The organism is Bradyrhizobium rifense, assembly GCF_008123425.1.
GTDB lineage: Bacteria > Pseudomonadota > Alphaproteobacteria > Rhizobiales > Xanthobacteraceae > Bradyrhizobium > Bradyrhizobium rifense.
In genome coordinates this window covers 144,858-161,224 of record NZ_VSSS01000042.1, presented here as the reverse complement: position 1 = coordinate 161,224, position 16,367 = coordinate 144,858, and the positions used below count along the sequence as shown (strand labels likewise).

Below are 16,367 nucleotides of genomic sequence, written 5' to 3'. Positions count from 1 at the left end.
TGTCTCCGGCCTGACAATTCTGCGACAAAGTTTTGGGACGGCAGCGGCGTACGTCTTTCGTCGCATGGTGGCCGGAATGATCGTGCTGCAGTGCAGCAGAAGGATGGAGTGACGAAACGGTGCGGCTGGCCTCTCGATCATGATTTCAGAGGAGCAACTGAAGCGTGTGGCCGCCTGGTCGCGCGAGCTCACGCCAGCGGAGATCGAGGTGGCCCGCGCCGGGATCACGGAGCGATCCTACGGCACCGGTGAGACCGTGTTCATGCGCGGCGACAAATTCGACTATTGGGCCGGCATGGTGAGCGGCCTTGCCCGCATGGGCGGGGTTTCGCGCGACGGCAAGGAGACCAGCCTTGCGGGGCTCACGGCGGGCGCATGGTTCGGCGAAGGCAGCGTGCTCAAGAACGAGCCGCGCCGCTACGATGTGGTCGCGCTGCGCGACAGCCGCGTCGCCTTGATGGAGCGCGCCGCCTTCATGTGGCTGTTCGAGAACAGCGTCGGCTTCAACCGCTTCCTGGTGCGTCAGCTCAATGAGCGGCTCGGCCAGTTCATCGGCATGCTCGAGGTCAACCGCACGCTCGATGCGACGTCGCGCCTCGCCCGCAGCATCGCCTCGCTGTTCAATCCGATCCTCTATCCGGAATCGACCGCGCATCTGGAGATCACCCAGGAGGAGATCGGTGCGCTCTCCGGCATGTCGCGCCAGAACGCCAACCGCGCGCTGAACCGGCTGGAGAAGGAGGGGTTGCTGCGGCTGGAATACGGCGGCGTCACGATTCTCAATGTTGAGCGGCTGCGCGGATATGGAGATTAGCGCGCATTGGCGGGCGCGTGCACCGGCCAGAGGTCGGCGCGCCAGCGGATGGCGATGGCCAGCATCGCGATGAAGCCGGCGGCGGCATAGAGCGAACCCGTCGCGGAAAAGCCGATGACATCGATCAGGCTGCCGGCCGCGAGCAGTCCGATCGGCAGGCCGTAGATGACCATCATGCGCACGCCCATCACGCGACCGCGCAGGTGTGCGCTGGCTGTCCGCATCAGGATCACGGCAGCAGAAATCATCGACATGCTCTGGGCGATGCCGGTGAGCAGGAGGCAGGCCATGGCCACCGGCATGGTCCTGATTTCGACGAACACCAGCAACATTGCGTACCACGCCAGCGTCGCGCCGATCAGGAGCCGGGCAATGCGCAGGCCGCTGACCAGACTGAGCGTGACGGAGCCGATCAGCGAGCCCAGGGCGAAGCTTGCCGAGAGATAACCGAGGCCGGTCTGGTCGGTATGAAAGATGTCGCGCGCGATGTAGGGCAACAATCCATTCGTCAGGGGAAATGCGGTGAGATTGGCCAGGAACGCAACGCAAAGCGCTGCCAGCATGGCCGGCCCGTTCCAGGAATACACGATGCCTTCCTTGAGATCCCGCAGCAGCCGCGAGCCCGAGTGGCTCTCGACCGCGCGATGCTGGGCCGACTTCGCCGGTCGGGTCAGGCACAGCATCAGGATAGCGGCCACAAAATAGAGGCAGGCGATTACTGCATAGACCTTACCGATGCCGAAGGTCGCGAATAGTCCGGCTCCCGTCAGTGCCCCGGCGATGCGCGCGCTGTCCTGGGTCGTGCGTGACAGGCTGATCGCCCCCACCAGCAGCTCGGCCGGCATGATGTCGGCGAGAAGCGCGCTGCGAAGGCCGAGATCCGAGGAGCGGATCAGGCCCATGATCGTCACAATGATCATCACCTTGAGCGGCGCCAGATGACCGGTCAACGCCAGCACCATGATGGTCGAGGCGAGTACCGTATAGGTGAGACGCAGCACGACAAGAAGATCGCGGTGACCCATGCGATCACCGACCATCCCGAGCACGGGCGCAACCAGCGTTCCGACATATTGCAGCGATGCGAGAATGGTGAGCAGCAGCACCGAGCCCGTCTCGACCAGGATGTACCAGCCGAGCACCAGCGTCTCGATCTCGAACGCCCAGGAGGTGAGCAGGTCGGACGGCCACTGGAAGCGATAGTTGCGGATGCGGAATGGCGCGAGCGCGGATGGTCTTGCGGGTGTGCTCAAGATGCGTTGACGGGTTTCACGGCGATTCCCGGCCCTTAATTATTTGTTCTTCTGTTCGGCAGGGTAGCGGTGGTGGTGGTTGTGTCAATTGACGCTATCGCATGCCAGCATGTGGCCACCGCTGCGGGTCCCCTACGAGAGGGGTAACCCGGCCGCCGCTTGCACTTCCTGCGCGCCGAGCCCATTGTGGGCCATATCCTGGGGCCATTGGATCGGTCCAGCAGATCGCGGATTCCGCCAGGTCTTGAGCCATGACGTGCTCGGGTTGCGGTTCTGAGGTTCAGAGCGGTTTTGCCTTCTGCCAGAAGTGCGGCACGAAGCAGCCGAGCCCCTGCGCTGGCTGCGGTTTTCCATGCGCTCCTGATTTCGTCTACTGCCCGAAATGCGGCACGCTTGTCGGTGAGGCCACCCAGAGCGGCGAGCGGGCATTGCAGCGAACGAGCTCGATGACCATTCCGGTCAGGTCGTCCTCTCCACCGCTCGTGCCGGCGTCCGAGACCCAACACGCATTTCGACCGCAGGCGGATAAAATCGACAACGAAGCAAACCGCCGCACCGTCACCGTGCTGTTTGCCGATCTCAGCGGCTTCACCGCGATGAACGAGCGGCTCGATCCCGAGGTTATGCAGACGCTGCAGAATGAATTGTTCGAGGAGCTGACCACCGCGGTGCAAAGCTTTGGCGGTTTCGTGGACAAATTCATCGGCGATGCGCTGCTTGCCCTGTTTGGCGCACCGACCGCGCACGGGGACGACCCGGAGCGGGCGGTCTGCGCAGCCCTCGACATGATCAGCTGGACGGCGCGGCTCAGCGAACGCGCGAAGGCGTATGCCGGTTCACCACTCCTGCTCCATGTCGGAATCAACACCGGGCACGTCGTTGCGGGTGGGCTGGGTGTGGGCGTTGCCAAATCCTACTCGGTGACCGGCGATACCGTGAATACCGCCCAGCGACTGCAGTCCATGGCAGCTCCGGGCGAGGTGCTGGTCGGGCCCTTGACCCATCGTCTGACACGGCACGCTCTCCTATGACTCGCTTGGCGAGGTCTCGCTCAAGGGCAAGATGGGCAGCGTTCTGGTCCATCGCTTGAGGGGACCGCTCGAGACGCCCCGTGCGGCACGAGGTCTCGACGCGCTGGGCCTCGATGCGCCGCTGATCGGGCGGGACGCCGAGCTTGCGCGCGTGATCGGCAGCCTTGATCGCGCGTGCGGCGGCGCGGCTCAACTGGCGCGGCTGGTCGGCGAAGCGGGTATCGGGAAAACGCGCCTGGTCAACGAATTCGTCGCGCGCATTCGCGATGAGGATCCCTTCGCAGGCGTGGCGATCCGGCATGCAGTCTGTTCACCGCTGGGCGAACAATCCTACGGCACACTCGCCGCCGTGCTGCGCAGTGCCTACGGCATCGCGCAGAAGGCCGACGCTGCAGAGGCGGAGGCAAAGGTTGCCGAAGCGCTGGCAGAGCTTGGCCTCCCGGCCGAGGAGGCCGACCGGCTGATGCCTCTCTATTTGCACGTCCTCGGCCTTGGCGACCCCAACGCCGTGCTCAAGCATGTCGAGCCGGAACAGCTCCGCCGGCAGATCTTTTTCGCGATCCGCACCGTCTTCGAACGGCGCCTGGCCTTGTCGCCGCTTCTGATCATCGTCGAGGACCTGCATTGGGCCGATGCGGTGTCGCTGGAAGCGCTGCGGTTCCTGATGGATCGTCTGGAGCGGACGCGGCTGATGCTGCTGTTTACACATCGGCCAATGCTGGAGCTGGACCAGTTCGGCTCCGGCCGGATCAGTCATACGACCCTTCGACTGCCTCCACTTAGCGACACCGACGGACAAAGGCTGCTGGCGGCCTATTTCAGTCATGGCTGGTGCGAGCCACCGGGACGGCTATTCAATCGAATCCTCGAACGCGAGGGCGGAATCCGCTTTTCCTCGAGGAGATCATCCGCGGCCTCATCGAAGCCGGCGCCCTGCAACGCGATGGCGCGCTGTGGCGAATGAAGTCGGAGGAAGCCGCCGCGGAGATTCCGGCGAGCATTCAGGCTCTGTTGCTGGCGCGTCTCGACCGCTTGCCGCATCGGGTGCGCCACCTGGCCCAGGAGGCCGCAGTGATTGGCCCGCGCTTTGATGCGGCTGTGCTCGGTGCTGCGGCGACCGAGCGGGCGAGTGTCGAAGCGGGGCTCGAACTCCTGTGCGACGCCGAGATCATCGAGGAGGTCGCGGGCTCGAACTCGATTTCGCTGCGGACCTACCGCTTCACGCAAACCATGCTTCAGGACGTCATCTATCAAAACCTGCTCCTGCAGCGTCGGATCGAGCTTCATGGACGGATCGGAGCCGCGCTGGAGCGGCTCTATGGCAACGAGCCGGAGCGGCTCGAAGATCTCGCGCTGCTCGGACACCACTTCAGTCCCGAAAGCAAGATGACCGAGATCGAGCGGGCCCGATCCTGGAGCCCCCGCGTGATCTCCAAATTCGAAACGCTCATCACGAGCGGTGACGATTTATCGCTCTTCCGCGTCAATCCTCTGGCATTCGCGCGCGACCGCGCCATAGCCGAGCCGGAAAGCATAGACCTGTTTCTCCACGCGACCAGAAGCGGGCTGTTCGAGATGAGCTGGGACGTTGTTTGTCCCCAATCCTGCATGGCGCTCGATAGCTTCGGCGCCCTGCGCACGCTCAAGACCCACTATGTTTACGGCTTGTGCGACGTTACCGGCGAGACCGATCTCGACAATTTCATAGAGGTCACGTTTACGGTGTCGCCGCAACTCCGGCGGCTTCCGTTTCATGATCCCGCCTCCCTTTCGGTCGAGGACTTCCATTGGAAGCTTCGGTGGCCGGCGAGCCGACGACCAGACCGACAATCTTGCGAATTGCATACGATGGGCAGCGTTTTTCGTCTTCGCTGGCCGCCGTACCGCCCGGTCCCGTCATTGTCGAGGTGATGAACTCCGGAGTGACGCGAGGCTCCTTGCTCCTGATCAATTGGCCGCCTGAAGTTCTGGCTCAGTCGACCAAGCCGCCGCTTGATTTCGAGCCCTACATGTCCGGTGGGATGTTGCTTGCAAGACAGACGTTTCGCCGCCTGTTCCGGTCAGAACGCGTGGACGAAAGGGAAGGCCTCGGTATCCGGCAGGTGACCTTGCTGTTCACGGACCTCAAAGGTTCGACCGCGATGTACGAACGGCTCGGCGATCTCAATGCCTATGCGCTGGTCCGCGAACATTTTGCCCTGCTCGGTGTGACCGTCCAGGAACATTCCGGGGCCATCGTCAAGACGATCGGGGACGCGGTCATGGCCGTCTTCTCTCGTCCGGCGGATGCGGTTTCGGCGGCGCTTCACATGCTGGGGGACATCGAACGCCACAACTCCGAGCACGGCGGGCCGAGCATCATCCTGAAGATCGGAGCCCATTGCGGCCCGTCGATCGCCGTAACCCTGAACGACAATCTGGATTATTTCGGTCAGACCGTGAATGTTGCCGCGCGCGTGCAGTCGCTGGCGGACGCGGGCGAGATTTGTATCTCGGAGGCACTGTATTCGGCGCCGGGAGTAAGCGATCTTCTTTCCGGGCATACAATCGCAGTATTTGATGCGCCGCTTCGCGGCGTCGAAGGAAACGCCAGCGTGTATCGTGTCATGCGCGGTTAGGGTCGTTGTGCTCTTTTGGCGGCAGCTTCTCCGCCAGCGCCGCAGCCATCGCCGAGATCAGCGGACGCATGAAATAGGCGTCTTCCGCAGGCGAGATGTCGGTGCGCAGACCGTGCGCGGCGAGCTCACCCGAGACGGCCGGTCCGACTGAGGCGATCAGTGTCCGCTCGAATCCCGCGCGCAACTTCGCCTCGCTGCCATGGGCCTTGGCGGCCTCGATCAGGCGGCGGACCTGACCGAGATTGGTGAGCGCGATGGAATCGATCCGTCCGTCCGCCATGTCGTCGATGGCGGCGACGATGTTGGCGTCCGCAGCCTTCGAGTCATAGGCATAAGGCAGCACGGTATCGACATCGGCGCCTTGCGCGGCCAGCGCCCCGGTCAGTGCGCTGTGATCCTTGTCCGGATAAAGCTGAAGCCCGAGGCGGCGTCCCCTGAGGTCGAGCTTGCCCAGCATCTCGATCACGCCCTCGGTGGTCGGCCTCTCCGTGGTCTGCTGCGCCTCGAGCGAGATCTCGCGCAGCGCCTTGCCGGGTTTCGGCCCGCGCGTGAATTTTCGCGACTTGGCCAGCGCCGCGACAAATGCCTGGTCGAGGCTGCGTGCGCGCGCGAGCTTCATGATCCGCCGCAGGCCTTCACCGGTCATCAGCACGAGGTCGTCGAACGGCCTGTCGATGGCGCGGCGGATCCAGGCCTCGACCGGAGTAGGGTCCGGGGCGTCCTGGATGGTGAACATAGGGCACTGCACGACCTCGGCGCCTTGCTCGACCAGGAGTTTCGAAAACTGCGCCTCCTCGCGGGTTTCCAGGATCAGGATGCGGGTGCCGGTCAAGCGGTCGGCCATGGGCGTGCTCCGGTGCGCAAAAATCGCAATCGTCCGTTCACTTTGACACCGTCGCCGGGATTGGCGCAAGGGTCGCCTCGGTGCTAGAGCAGGATGCAAATCGCGGGTCGTTCCGCCGCCTTCGCACAAACCGTCATCAAGAGCCAGTTCTTCAAAGTCATGCCCGATCATCAATATGTTCTGACCCTGTCCTGTCCGGATCGACCCGGCATCGTCTCGGCGGTGTCGACCTTCCTGGCGAATTCCGGACAGAACATTCTCGACGCCCAGCAGTTCGACGACGTCGAGACCAAGAAATTCTTCATGCGTGTCGTCTTCACCGCGGCCGATCTTGCCGTGGAGCTGCCTGCGCTCCAGACCGGCTTTGCCGCGATCGCCGAGCGTTTCGGCATGGAGTGGCAGATGCGCGACCGCGCCGCGCATCGCAAGGTGATGCTGCTGGTGTCGAAGTCCGACCACTGCCTGGTCGACATCCTCTATCGCTGGCGCACCGGCGAGTTGCCGATGACCCTGGCCGCGATCGTCTCCAACCATCCGCGCGAGGTCTATGCCGGGCTCGATTTCGGCAGCATCCCGTTTCACTATTTGCCGGTCACCAAGGAGACCAGGAGCGAGCAGGAGGCGCAGATCCTCGATCTCGTCGCCAGGACCAGGACCGATCTCGTGGTGCTCGCCCGCTACATGCAAATCCTGTCGGATGACCTGTCGGCCAAGCTCTCCGGCCGCTGCATCAACATCCATCATTCGTTCCTGCCGGGCTTCAAGGGCGCAAAGCCCTATCACCAGGCTCATGAGCGCGGTGTGAAGCTGATCGGCGCGACCGCCCATTACGTCACGCGCGATCTGGACGAAGGCCCGATCATCGACCAGGACGTCGAGCGCATCAGCCACCGCGACACGCCGGACGATCTCGTCCGCAAGGGCCGCGACATTGAGCGCCGCGTGCTGGCGCGTGCGATCCGCTATCACCTCGACGACCGCGTCATCCTCAACGGCCGCAAGACGGTGGTGTTCGTGGACTAGGCGCGTACGAATATCGCGCGCGGCGTGACGTACCAGAGTAGAAACAGCACCGCGGCCCCATGCGTCAGAAGCGTGGTCGACAGGGGAACGTTGAGCAGGACCTGCGGCAGGATCGCACCGGAGATCAGGACAAATTCGGGCGGCAGATCCGCTGACAGACGATTACCGAAAGCGATGACCAGCCCGCATGCGAACGCCGCGATCGGTGCGAGCAGGGGGCCGACGGAGGCGATGCCTTCGGTCGCAAACAGCGACGCATTCAAATATCCGAGTTCATAGGCTTGCTTCATCACGTTCGTCAGCGGTTCGCTGTACGGGCATGACAGCAACGGCTTCAGGAGTCCGATCTGACAGAAATGAGTCAGCTCGTGCCTGGAGAAATAATCGTTGTAGATATCGAAAGCGTTCGACGGGATGATCATCATCCGAAAATTGATTGTGTAGAAGAGGGTCGGCAACACCGCAAAAATGGAGGTCAGCAGTCCTGCAAGCAATGGCAGCAACAGGGAGAAAATGACTGCCGTTCTGGATCCGAAATATCGGGCGAGGAAAGCAACGAAGACCAGCCAAACCGGTGTAAAAATAGCGAATTTGGTCAGCGTGACCGGATAAAACAGCACGGACAGAACCAGCACCGCAGCCGCGCGCCAAATGTTTCCTCGCGCAACGAAACAGGCAAAAGCGAAGGGCAGCAGGGTGGTGGTGGTGATCCCGATCGCGTACCTAAGTCCGGCGGGAAAAGCGAGCTCCTCGCGGTAGCTGTAGATATTTTCTATGGTTACGATTCTGAAATTGTAGATTGCGCCAATTATGATCGTCGCCAGGGACAATAACAGAATGAGCGTCAGCAAGTGCTCGAACATTCTCGCGGGAAGTTCGTATGCTCTGCCAACGGGTGAGACGATCAGCGTTGCAGGCACCAGAAACGCGGCAGCCGAAAATGCTGCAGACCATGCAGCCAATTTGTGATCGTAGTTGAAATCGCTGAAGCAGTTGAGCCAGAGATAGCCCACGATCATCGAATAGAGATAGAATCCGGCCAGATATCCGAAACTAAAGCGGGCTACCAAAAAGATCGTGCCGACAAGGGCGAAGGCCGCGACCACTGCCGCGGCCACCGGCAATCGAGCCGGGTCGTAGAAAATATGGAACGAGGCGGCGCTGAAATAATGAGGGCTGAAAGTCGTGATGGCTCTCAAGGATAAGCTGATGGTAACGATGTGGAGGCAAATCAGGAGGCCGATTCCGCCCGGAGTTTCGACGAGACCGGCAATGGCTCGCCATCTATCCTTTAAAGTCATTCACCGGATCCTTGAGGGGAGAGCGACCTCAACAGGGGCGAGGAGAGCGTCTGGCAACCGGCGGAACAGGCATCGCCTGCAGGCCGCCATGCCCTGTATCGTCGGGGACACCATCGCGCCGGGCATGCTGTCGCTCGCATTGCGCGGGTCAGGACGCAGCTCGTTCCGGACGGGTTTTCGCCCAAATAGGAAAATCTTCCCGCCGCCAGACCCCGATAATCCTGCCGACGCTGACGGAATCATCCGCGATCTCCATGATCGGAGGTCCGAAGTTGTACGGAGAAATCTGCAGATTCAGAATGCGCCAGTCTCCGCTATCGATGTCGGAGTTGTACCCGGTTGCTCGTTCTGTCGTCGCAAGGAAGAATCTGCTCCCTGATTTGTAGACGTTTCTGATCAGGCTCATGCTATCAGCAAAACTCAGGTGGAAAAGCACCTCCCTGCAAAACACCGCATCCGCAGCCGGGATATCTTCGGTAATGGCATCCAGGCAAATGAAACTCCGCTGCGCCGTGGAAAACTCCTTCTGATTGTGCGCAATCACGGATGGAACGATGTCGGCCCCGGTGTATGAGCAAGACAGCTCGATCTTCTGCATCCAGGTAAAGTCACCGCAGCCGATGTCCAGGAGCGAGGATATGCCGAGCTCGGATACGACTTTCGGGAGGCTCTCGATCACGTTCTGCGCCGAGTGCTCGCTTGACCCTTCTCCCGAAGAGGGGTGGCCCTCATTCATCTTCCAAAGATCGTTCTGATAGATTGAAGCGAAGCGATCCCGCACGGAGGCGCGCTTGTCGATGGTGAATCTGTTTCCCCTCGACTGGCGCAGCCAGTCGATGACTTTCGTCAGGCCAAGGCGATGAAGTGTGCCTCGCAAGAACTCGCGCGCCGTGACCCTAAGCGTCATTTACAACTCCAGCCGGGATGTCGGGAATAGAAGTGCCGACAGTACTTGAAAGCCAGTCGCTGTAGAAGGGGAGGCAATGCTGGTTTCCGGGGACCGCGCGGCGGGGAATTCGCCAATGTCCGTGCGGATGCTGCCGGAACGGGCCGTCGGGTCTGCGGCGGAGACCTGGCCTCGCTCACTTGTCGGTGCCCCAATGGACGTATAAACGACCTCGAGTCACGAATTTTCGCTCGTGCTGCCGCCGGACCGTTCCGGAGGTCGGACCGGATCGACCCGATTGTGAGACTCCCTACAATGTCGAGAGAAGACGTGACGATGCCTGGCCGCCCCGACTGGTTTCTTGGGGTGGGATTCGCCCTGTTGGGTGCGGTGCTGGGCGCCACCGTGCTTCACCAATCGAGTATGCTGTACTTCTATCAGGCGTTCATGCCGGAGATGGTCTATTCGGCTTGCGGTCACGGCTTCGTGCGCTCCCCGGTCACTCCCCCGCCGATGGTCGATTTCCTGTTCGGACGCAGCTCTGTGTTCGACTGCGCGACGATCGGGATCGCGCCGGAAGAGCCGGCCGGCATGTTCTTTCGTGCGCAACTTTATCTGGGTTGGGCGGTCTCCGCCTTGTGGCGCATGACTTCAATTCGCTACGCGAACCTTTGGCCGCTGGTTTCGGCGCTGGTCGGTGCCTATGCGTGCGGTTGCTTCGTCTTGGTTCGTCTTTTCTTCGCGAGATGGCCCGCTGTGGCGGGGGCAGGTCTTCTGGCTCTGTCGCCGGTCATGCTGTCGATGGTTCCGTACTTTCGGGACTTCTCCAAGGCGCCATTCTTCATCTGGGCCATCGCGTTTCTGATCCTAACCATGCGCGCCGAGTTGCCGCGCATGGCTTTGTTGTGGGCGGCTCTTTCCGGCGTGACGATCGGCCTGGGAGTCGGCTTTCGCTCCGATATTTTCATCCTGTTGCCCATCGGAATCATCTCGTTGGTGGTCGGTTGGGGACCGAAGCGATGGAAAGTCGGCGTCGCAACAATCGCCGTTTTCGTCGCGACGGCCTTGTTTTCTGCCGCGCCGCTGTTGGGGGTCGGAACGGCCGGCGCATCCGGCACGTTGCTGATGCAAGGCCTGTCCGATCCATTCCAGAGTTATCTGGATTTGGGGCCTGTGCCATATTCGCTCGGAGCGCGTTATTCGGACGAGATCGTGCTGTCGTCCGTCGCTGCGGACTTGCGTCCCGCTGATCCGAACTGGGATGCGGGAGAGGGCAAGCTTGGCCACACGGTTTCCCAGGCTGCGACACGATCCGGTTCTTACGTGCTCGGTTGGCTTCCATACTTTGCCGGCGATGTGACAACGCAAGCGCTGAAATCCGCCGCCTGGGTGGTTCTGTTTCCGCGCCTCGTCGCGCCCGGGCGTATCAATCTGGATCCAGGTGTTCCGGTGCGTGCGGCCCCGCGGATCGCGCGCTTGCTGAACCGGCTCTACGATCGACTCGCGAACCCATTGGTTGCGATCATATGTGTGACAGGATTTGTCGCGTTCTTCTGGCGAGAGGCGGCCGTGAGGCCGCGCGAGGCATTCGCTCTGTTCCTGATGTTCGGCGCGCTTTTGACATATCCGGTGGTGCAGTTTTCGGTTCGGCATGTCTTTCAGCTCGAGTTCGTCTGGGTCCTGGCGGTTCTCTCTTTTTTCAGCGTTCCCTTTGAATGGTCGCGGCTTCGCGGTGTTTTGCCTTGCTTCTTGACCGTTGCCGCGATCGCGTTCGTCGGACTGATCTTGGTCTACGCTGGTATGGCGATGTATCAAGATCGGGTCCTGCAGCATCAATTCGAAGCCTTGCTGGCGAAGCCGAGAGAGCCGATAGCCCTCGTCTCAAAATCGTCCACGAGCGAAACGGCGGTCTTCGGCCTGCCGTTGCCCGACAGACATCGCGCGCTTGTCGAGAGTGCCCCGGACAGCATGACCCCCAAACTTGCCGAACAAGGCCTGCAATGGGATGTGCGGGCTGCCGGAGACCGTATCCTTCTGACCTTCGGCGGAGGGAACTGCCGGCCGGGCAGGGTGACGGTTTCACTTCAATACGCGAGGCGCGAGGGCATATGGCAACCTCTCGATCAGAACATCCCGGTGGACCTTCCGCAGGACCGGGTCTCGTTCAGCACGGTACTGTTGCCGGCGTTCTATCGGCCGACCCAATATCTGTCCGAGATCCAACTTCCCGCCGAATATTCGGCGTGTCTTGTCAAGGCTGAGAGAGTGATCGGGCCAATGAAGCTTCCGATGATGCTCGAGGCTGCACTTGCCCCGGGATGGCAGAACCGACCCTTGCATCGTGCCTTTGGGGGATTCTCTACATTGGAGACCAATTGAGAGGTCGACGGGCGACAGTGATGCCGAAGGCTCATGTGCCGATTTGGCCAAATTCGGCTCGGATTCGCTCAAACCAGGCGTTTCACGGCCCTAATTTGTGTTTAATCCCCGTATCTGCCTGATATGAAGGCAATCGGCGGTTGCGGAAGAGCGGGGGGTTCTGTAGCAGTTTCCGGAAGGCCGGGGTGCGTCGGACTGCGAGCTGCTCGCAGCACCGCCAACTTTGATAGATCGCTTAGGGACGTCGATGTTCGAAGACAAATGCTTGCTCATCACGGGTGGCACCGGGTCTTTTGGTAACGCAGTGTTGCGTCGCTTTCTCTCGTCGGCAATTCGCGAAATTCGCATTTTCAGCCGTGATGAGAAGAAACAGGACGATCAGCGCAAATTCTACAATTCCGACAAGCTCAAGTTCTATCTTGGCGATGTCCGTGACTATTCGAGTCTTCTTGGCCCGATGCGCGGCGCTGATTTCGTGTTCCATGCCGCCGCGCTGAAGCAGGTTCCGTCCTGCGAGTTCCATCCCATGGAGGCAGTCAAGACCAACGTCGTGGGAACGGAGAATGTGCTCGAAGCGGCGATTGCGTCCAATGTCAGGCGTATCGTCTGCCTCTCGACCGACAAGGCCGTGTACCCGATCAACGCGATGGGAATATCCAAGGCGCTGATGGAAAAGGTCATGGTCGCCAAGTCGCGCAACCTCGATGCGCGATCGACGGTGATTTGCGGCACGCGCTACGGCAACGTGATGGCCTCGCGCGGCTCGGTCATTCCGTTGTTCGTTGATCAGATCCTCGCCGGCAAGCCCATCACCATCACCGATCCGAACATGACGCGCTTCATGATGTCGCTCGGCGACGCAGTGGATCTCGTGCTCTATGCGTTCGAACACGGCGACAACGGCGACATCTTTGTCCAGAAGGCTCCGGCCGCGACGATCGAAGTGCTTGCCAAGGCGATGGTGAAGGTTCTCGATCGGCCCAATCACCCAATCCAGATCATCGGGACCCGTCACGGGGAGAAGCTGTACGAAACGCTGCTCAGCCGGGAGGAGCGCGCCAGTGCGCAGGATCTCGATCTCTACTACCGTGTTCCGCCTGATTTGCGCGATCTGAACTACACCAAGTTTTTCGAAGAGGGCGAAACGCAGATCTCGCGCAGCGAGGATTACAATTCGCACAATACCGAGCGCCTTGATGTCGCCGGCATGATCAAGTTGCTCAACAGCCTTGATTACATCCGCACGGTCGTTGCAGGCCGCACACCCGTCAACGAAGGATGACGAAGCGGCGCAAATCCGACGCGGCTGGGCACGCGCGCCTTTGCTGCTCGTAACCGGCGGATGGTCACCGGGTTGAGACGGATGAGATGTAGGATGTCGGGTTCATGACTGCCGGCAAGCTGAAAGTACTTACTGTAATCGGCACCAGACCGGAAATCATTCGGCTGTCGCGCGTCATCGCCAAGCTCGATCAATTTTGCGATCACACGCTGGTCCATACTGGACAGAACTACGACTACGAGCTGAATCAGATCTTCTTCGATGATCTCGGCATCCGCAAGCCGGACGTTTTTCTCGGAGCCGCAGGTGCGACGGCGGCCGAGACGATCGGCAACGTCATCATCGCAACGGACCGGGTCCTGGCGGAGCGGGGCCCCGAAGCGCTACTTATCCTCGGCGACACGAACAGCAGCCTTGCGGTGATCGCCGCCAAGCGTCGCAGGATTCCGATCTTTCACATGGAAGCGGGCAACCGCAGCTTCGACGACCGCGTGCCGGAGGAGATCAATCGACGGATCGTCGATCACACCGCGGATATCAACCTCACTTATTCGACCATCGCCCGCGACTATCTGCTCCGCGAGGGATTGGCGCCCGACCGCGTCATCAAGACCGGCAGCCCGATGTTCGAGGTGCTGGAGCACTACCGTCCACAGATCGATGCTTCCGGTGTACAGGCGCGGCTCGGGCTGGAGACCGGCCGGTATTTCGTGGTTAGCGCGCACCGGGAAGAGAACGTCGATTCCGAGACGAACTTCGCAAAGCTCCGGGAGATGCTCAATGCGGTTGCCGCGCAGTTCAACCTGCCGGTCATCGTCTCAACCCATCCGCGCACCCAGAAGCGGATCGACGCGAGGGGCATGTCGTTCCGGCCGGAAGTCCAGCTGCTGAAGCCGCTTGGATTCAGCGACTACGTCAATCTGCAGATCGGAGCCCGCGCCGTACTTTCAGACAGCGGCACCATCACCGAGGAAGCGTCGATTCTCGATCTCCCGGCGCTGAACATTCGAGAGGCACACGAGCGTCCCGAAGGCATGGAGGAGGGGACCGCGATGATGGTCGGCCTCGACGTGGATCGTGTCATGCAAGGAATTGCGATCCTCGATGCGCGGGAGCGCGGCGCCGATCGCGCCCTGCAGATCGTATCCGACTATGCGACGCCGAACGTGTCCGACAAGGTCGTTCGCATCATTCACAGCTACACCGACTACGTCCACAGGGTTGTCTGGAGAACGAATCGTTAGAAGACATCGCGCCGGACGCCGCCCGTCGTCCGCACCGTAAGATAGCCTGGATTGGTGCTCCTTGAAGTTGCTTGTCGTCAGCCAGTACTTTTGGCCGGAAAATTTCAAGATCAACGATCTCGTGGAAGATCTCGTGGCGCGAGGTCACGAGGTCACGATCCTGACCGGGACGCCGAGCTACCCCAATCGCAGCGGATTTGCCGATTTCTACGCTGCGCCCGAGCGGTACGAGCGGCACAAGGGTGCGCGGATCTTGCGCGTCCCTCTGCTGGCACGATCCGCCGGACCCGGGCTATTGCTGAACTATCTAAGCTTCGTCGTGACCGCGACCGTTCTCGGCCCGATCAAGCTCCGATCGACGCCATTCGATTGCATCTTTGTGTTCGAGCCGTCTCCGGTCACGGTCGGCATTCCGGCGATCCTGTTACGTCGGCTGCGCCGGGTGCCGATGGCTTTCTGGGTGCAGGACCTGTGGCCTGAAACGCTCTCTGCCGTCGGCGCAGTGACATCGCCCCGGTTGCTGGCGCTGATTGGTCGTTTGGTCCGGTTCATATACAATCGTTGCGATCTGATCCTGGCGCAGTCGCGCAGCTTTGTTCCGCGGATCGCCGGCAATTGCGATCATCCGGAGCGCATCGTCTACTTTCCCAACTGGGCTGAACTGATCTATGGGGCGCGCGATCAGGCTGCGGCGCCCGAGGTTCCGCCTGCGCATGGCAAATTCACGGTGATGTTCGCCGGCAACATCGGCGACGCGCAAGACTTTCCCGCAATTCTCGACGCCGCCGAGCATTTGGGCGGCCGCCCGGAATTCCGCTGGGTCCTCGTTGGCGACGGCCGCATGTCGGATTGGGTCGCTTCCGAGATCGGTCGTCGCGGTCTTGGTGATGCGGTTTTGATGCTTGGACGGTTTGCAGTCGAGCGAATGCCGTCATTTTTCAGCCACGCTGATGCATTGCTCGTCTCGTTGAAGCCGGACTCCGTGTTGTCCTCGACGATCCCCGCCAAGCTGCAGACTTACCTCGCCGCAGGTGTTCCAGTTCTCGCCATGATGAACGGCGAGGGAGCGGCACTGGTCCAGCAGGCGGGAGCCGGTCTCGTCTGCGCTGCCAGTGATGCGAAAGGACTCGCCGATGCGGTCGTGCAGCTTGCGGGATTGACGCCGGATGAGAGGCGCGCGATGGGCGAGCGCGGACGCGATCTTGCAACCGCCGAATTCGATCGCAAGAATCAGATCGACAAGCTCGTCAGCTGGTTGTCCGAATTGCGCAATTCGGGTGGCGGGAAGCGGGAGGCGCGTTGACGTGAGCGGCTGCGGCCGTCGGAGCTCATCTTCGATGAGGACGTCGCGGGCCGGACCAGCGATACTTACCGGCACTGCGGCCCTTGCGATCTCACTTCGGCACAACGATGGTATACCGCCTGCCGTTTGTGTTCGGGTCGGTGATATCGCTTGCAGAGAAAATGATTCCCATTCCTCGCCAATGCGAAAATCGTCCCTTGCGGATCTTTTCGATGTCCTCGTGCGAGCTGTGCGCAGGCCCGATCGGCTTATCGTTTTCGTAGATCAAGATCGGAGACCTGGCCTTGATGTCGGCGGAGTCAGCGAGCGCGTCAAGCGACGCGATGTATGCCGTTGATGCCTATACGCATGCCCATCGCCGTCAACCTTTGTGAATGGCGGGAGCATGA

General features: G+C 61.1%; 12 protein-coding genes and 2 pseudogenes. 10 read left to right on the top strand and 4 right to left on the bottom strand.

All coding sequences use genetic code 11. The features are described from left to right. Nucleotides 1-139 precede the first annotated feature (139 nt). The gene (locus tag FXB40_RS27740; RefSeq protein WP_148775306.1) at nt 140-814 is read left to right on the top strand and encodes a Crp/Fnr family transcriptional regulator; all 675 of its coding nucleotides are present in this window, start codon (nt 140-142) and stop codon (nt 812-814) included. Here the strand turns inward: FXB40_RS27740 and FXB40_RS27735 are convergent. Then, nucleotides 811-2,067, bottom strand: a complete 1,257-nt coding sequence (locus FXB40_RS27735; RefSeq protein WP_148775305.1) for an MFS transporter — start codon at nt 2,065-2,067, stop codon at nt 811-813. The two genes, FXB40_RS27740 and FXB40_RS27735, sit on opposite strands and share 4 nt — an antisense overlap. Before the next feature lie 251 nt (nt 2,068-2,318). Here FXB40_RS27735 and FXB40_RS50510 point away from each other — a divergent pair. From FXB40_RS50510 to FXB40_RS27720, 4 genes and pseudogenes are all read left to right on the top strand, one after another. Then, nucleotides 2,319-2,396, top strand: a pseudogene (locus FXB40_RS50510) (zinc-ribbon domain-containing protein); the annotation flags it as partial. A 117-nt stretch (nt 2,397-2,513) separates the two neighbouring features. Then, a complete protein-coding gene (locus FXB40_RS50505; RefSeq protein ID WP_430648164.1) occupies nt 2,514-3,098 on the top strand; it encodes an adenylate/guanylate cyclase domain-containing protein in 585 nt (194 codons plus the stop codon). 151 nt (nt 3,099-3,249) lie between these two features. Next, the gene (locus FXB40_RS50500) at nt 3,250-4,062 is read left to right on the top strand and encodes an AAA family ATPase (RefSeq protein WP_430648161.1); all 813 of its coding nucleotides are present in this window, start codon (nt 3,250-3,252) and stop codon (nt 4,060-4,062) included. A 422-nt stretch (nt 4,063-4,484) separates the two neighbouring features. Continuing rightward, nucleotides 4,485-5,716: pseudogene (locus tag FXB40_RS27720) on the top strand (DUF5939 domain-containing protein). Here the strand turns inward: FXB40_RS27720 and FXB40_RS27715 are convergent. Continuing rightward, complete coding sequence (locus tag FXB40_RS27715; RefSeq protein ID WP_148775304.1) at nt 5,703-6,560, bottom strand: uroporphyrinogen-III synthase; 858 nt, start codon at nt 6,558-6,560, stop codon at nt 5,703-5,705. The pseudogene FXB40_RS27720 and the gene FXB40_RS27715 sit on opposite strands and share 14 nt — an antisense overlap. 159 nt (nt 6,561-6,719) lie before the next feature. Between FXB40_RS27715 and purU the strand changes: the two genes are divergently transcribed. Next, nucleotides 6,720-7,583: a formyltetrahydrofolate deformylase gene (purU, locus tag FXB40_RS27710; RefSeq protein ID WP_148775400.1), complete on the top strand. Its 864-nt coding sequence runs from the start codon at nt 6,720-6,722 to the stop codon at nt 7,581-7,583. Here the strand turns inward: purU and FXB40_RS27705 are convergent. Next, entirely contained in the window at nt 7,580-8,884 is a 1,305-nt protein-coding gene (locus tag FXB40_RS27705) for a hypothetical protein (protein WP_148775303.1), read from the bottom strand. The two genes, purU and FXB40_RS27705, sit on opposite strands and share 4 nt — an antisense overlap. 148 nt (nt 8,885-9,032) lie before the next feature. Beyond that, on the bottom strand, nt 9,033-9,791 hold the full coding sequence (locus FXB40_RS27700) for a class I SAM-dependent methyltransferase (protein WP_148775302.1): 759 nt from the start codon (nt 9,789-9,791) through the stop codon (nt 9,033-9,035). A gap of 294 nt (nt 9,792-10,085) precedes the next feature. Between FXB40_RS27700 and FXB40_RS27695 the strand changes: the two genes are divergently transcribed. From FXB40_RS27695 to FXB40_RS27680, 4 genes are all read left to right on the top strand, one after another. Further along, a complete protein-coding gene (locus FXB40_RS27695; RefSeq protein ID WP_148775301.1) occupies nt 10,086-12,149 on the top strand; it encodes a hypothetical protein in 2,064 nt (687 codons plus the stop codon). Between the two features lie 247 nt (nt 12,150-12,396). Next, complete coding sequence (locus tag FXB40_RS27690; protein ID WP_148775300.1) at nt 12,397-13,431, top strand: polysaccharide biosynthesis protein; 1,035 nt, start codon at nt 12,397-12,399, stop codon at nt 13,429-13,431. Nucleotides 13,432-13,535: 104 nt separating this feature from the next. After that, nucleotides 13,536-14,675, top strand: coding sequence for a non-hydrolyzing UDP-N-acetylglucosamine 2-epimerase (gene wecB / locus FXB40_RS27685; protein WP_148775299.1), 1,140 nt, complete (start codon nt 13,536-13,538; stop codon nt 14,673-14,675). 61 nt (nt 14,676-14,736) lie between these two features. Further along, on the top strand, nt 14,737-15,978 hold the full coding sequence (locus FXB40_RS27680; protein WP_148775298.1) for a glycosyltransferase family 4 protein: 1,242 nt from the start codon (nt 14,737-14,739) through the stop codon (nt 15,976-15,978). Nucleotides 15,979-16,367: the final 389 nt, after the last annotated feature.